This is a genomic window from Actinomycetes bacterium (assembly GCA_035506535.1).
GTDB lineage: Bacteria > Actinomycetota > Actinomycetes > DATJPE01 > DATJPE01 > DATJPE01.
The window spans coordinates 1-2,255 of the sequence record DATJPE010000080.1; the positions used below are offsets into that span (position 1 = coordinate 1).

Consider the following 2,255-nt stretch of genomic DNA (forward strand, 5'->3'; position numbering starts at 1 on the left):
GCGGAGGCGGTCGACGCCGCGGCCGAGGGTGCCGAGGCCGAGCTCGATCGTGAGCTCGATGACGCGCTGGTCCTCGACGAGGACGAGCTGCTGGCCGAGTCCGCGCCGCCCGTCGAGAGCCCCTACGACCGTCCGGGCCAGTGGTTCGTGGTCCACACGCAGTCGGGCTACGAGAAGAAGGTCAAGCAGAACCTCGAGGCCCGCATCTCCTCGATGAACATGGAGGAGCGGATCCACGAGGTCGTCATCCCCATGGAAGACGTCGTCGAGTTCAAGAACGGCAAGAAGGTCGTCGTCCAGAAGAAGGTCTTCCCCGGCTACCTGCTGGTGCGCTGCAACCTCGACGACGACTCCTGGTACGTGGTGCGCAACACGCCGGGCGTGACCGGCTTCGTCGGCCAGGGCGCCAAGCCCTCGCCGCTCCCGCGGCGCGACGTCGAGGCCTTCCTGCAGGTCAAGCCGGAGGGCGAGGAGGTGGCCACCCGCAAGGGCAAGCCCCGCCTCGAGTACGAGATGGGCGAGACGGTGCGGGTCCGCGAGGGGCCGTTCGCCGACTTCTCCGGCGAGATCGTGGAGATCAACGAGGACCAGTTGAAGGTGAAGGTGCTGGTCAACATCTTCGGGCGCGAGACGCCCGTCGAGCTCGAGTTCTCGCAGGTGGCCAAGCTCTAGCTGTTCGTCCGGGCGCGATTCGGCCCTCCGCTCCACGGGTCCTGCCCTGGGTGCGCGCCCTCCATGCTCGCTCCGCTGCGCGTGGAGGGCTGTGCGCCCCAGGTCACCCGTTCCGCTGCGGGCCGAGCCCAACTCGGGCTCCTCCCGAGTTGTGCCGGCCTCGGGTAGCCGGCAGACTTGTCGACTGCACTCTCAGACGTTGACCTCTAGGAAGTAGGGAAGTCGGAATGGCCAAGAAGAAGGTTGCGGCCGTCGTGAAGATCCAGATTCCGGCGGGGGCGGCGACGCCGGCGCCGCCGGTGGGTACCGCGCTCGGGCCCCACGGCGTGGCCATCATGGACTTCTGCAAGGACTACAACGCCGCCACCGAGGCGCAGCGCGGCACGATCGTGCCGGTCGAGATCACGATCTACGAGGACCGCACGTTCAGCTTCATCCTGAAGACGCCGCCGACCTCCGTGCTGATCAAGGCCGCGGCCGGCGTCGAGAAGGCGGCCAACGCCGCCGGACGTGAGTCGGCGGGCAGCATCACCCAGGCCCAGGTGGCCGAGATCGCCCAGATCAAGATGCCCGACCTCAACGCCAACGACCTCGAAGCGGCCAAGCTGCAGGTCGCCGGCACCGCCCGCTCGATGGGCATCTCCGTCGACTGAGTCGAACTGCTCCATCCCACTGACCCACCTGATCCATCGGGTGCCGCGGAACCACCTCGTCCCGGCCCCGTCACCGCACCCCACCGGGTGCCCGACACCGAGGGAGCCATCATGGCGAAGCACGGCAAGCACTACACCGACGCCTCCCGGCGGTTCGACCGGGACGCGCTCCACTCCTCCGGCGAGGCGCTCGACCTCGTGAAGAGCCTGGCGTCGGCCAAGTTCGACGAGACCGTCGAGGTCGCGGTGCGGCTCGGCGTCGATCCCCGCAAGGCCGACCAGATGGTGCGCGGCACCGTCGCCCTGCCATCCGGCACGGGCAAGGACGTGCGGGTGGCCGTGTTCGCGGCCGGCGAGGCCGCCACCGAGGCGCGGGCCGCGGGAGCCGACTTCGTCGGCGCCGACGACCTGGCCGCCGAGGTCGAGGGCGGCATGTTCGACTTCGACGTGGCCATCGCCACGCCCGACCTCATGCCGCAGGTCGGCAAGCTCGGCCGGGTGCTCGGGCCGCGCGGCCTCATGCCCAACCCCAAGACCGGCACGGTGACCACTGATGTCGCCAAGGCGGTGTCGGACTTCAAGGGCGGCAAGGTCGAGTACCGCACCGACCGCTACGGCAACGTGCACGTGCCGCTGGGCAAGGCCAGCTTCTCCCCCGAGGCGCTCGGGGCCAACCTCCGGGTGGTGCTCGAGGAGCTCGAGCGGGCCAAGCCGGCCAGCGCCAAGGGCCGCTACTTCAAGCGGATCACCCTGGCCTCGACGATGGGTCCCGGCGTGAAGATCGACCCGAACCGCATGTTCGACACCGCCGACGAGGTCGCCACCGCCTGACCCGCCGCTTGCTCGACGCTCCGGCACCGGTCGACCGTCGCGGTCGACGGATGCCGGATCGTGCGACGGGTCGCGGGCGCCGTGCCCGTGTTGGGACCG

Annotated in this window: 3 protein-coding genes; all 3 read left to right on the plus strand. The window is 69.8% G+C overall.

The window, feature by feature from the left end:
• On the plus strand, window positions 1-672 hold a 672-nt coding region (nusG, locus tag VMI11_13285), incomplete at its 5' end, for a transcription termination/antitermination protein NusG (GenBank protein HTY73379.1).
• Window positions 673-899: 227 nt separating this feature from the next.
• Window positions 900-1,325: a 50S ribosomal protein L11 gene (gene rplK, locus VMI11_13290; protein ID HTY73380.1), complete on the plus strand. Its 426-nt coding sequence runs from the start codon at window positions 900-902 to the stop codon at window positions 1,323-1,325.
• 111 nt (window positions 1,326-1,436) lie between these two features.
• Window positions 1,437-2,156, plus strand: a complete 720-nt coding sequence (gene rplA / locus VMI11_13295; GenBank protein ID HTY73381.1) for a 50S ribosomal protein L1 — start codon at window positions 1,437-1,439, stop codon at window positions 2,154-2,156.
• Window positions 2,157-2,255 lie beyond the last annotated feature (99 nt).

What these genes read in the sequence shown, in the direction of transcription:
- rplK (HTY73380.1), top strand. Translation starts at nt 900, where the DNA reads ATGGCCAAGAAGAAGGTTGCGGCCGTCGTGAAGATCCAGATTCCGGCG.
- rplA (HTY73381.1), top strand. Translation starts at nt 1,437, where the DNA reads ATGGCGAAGCACGGCAAGCACTACACCGACGCCTCCCGGCGGTTCGAC.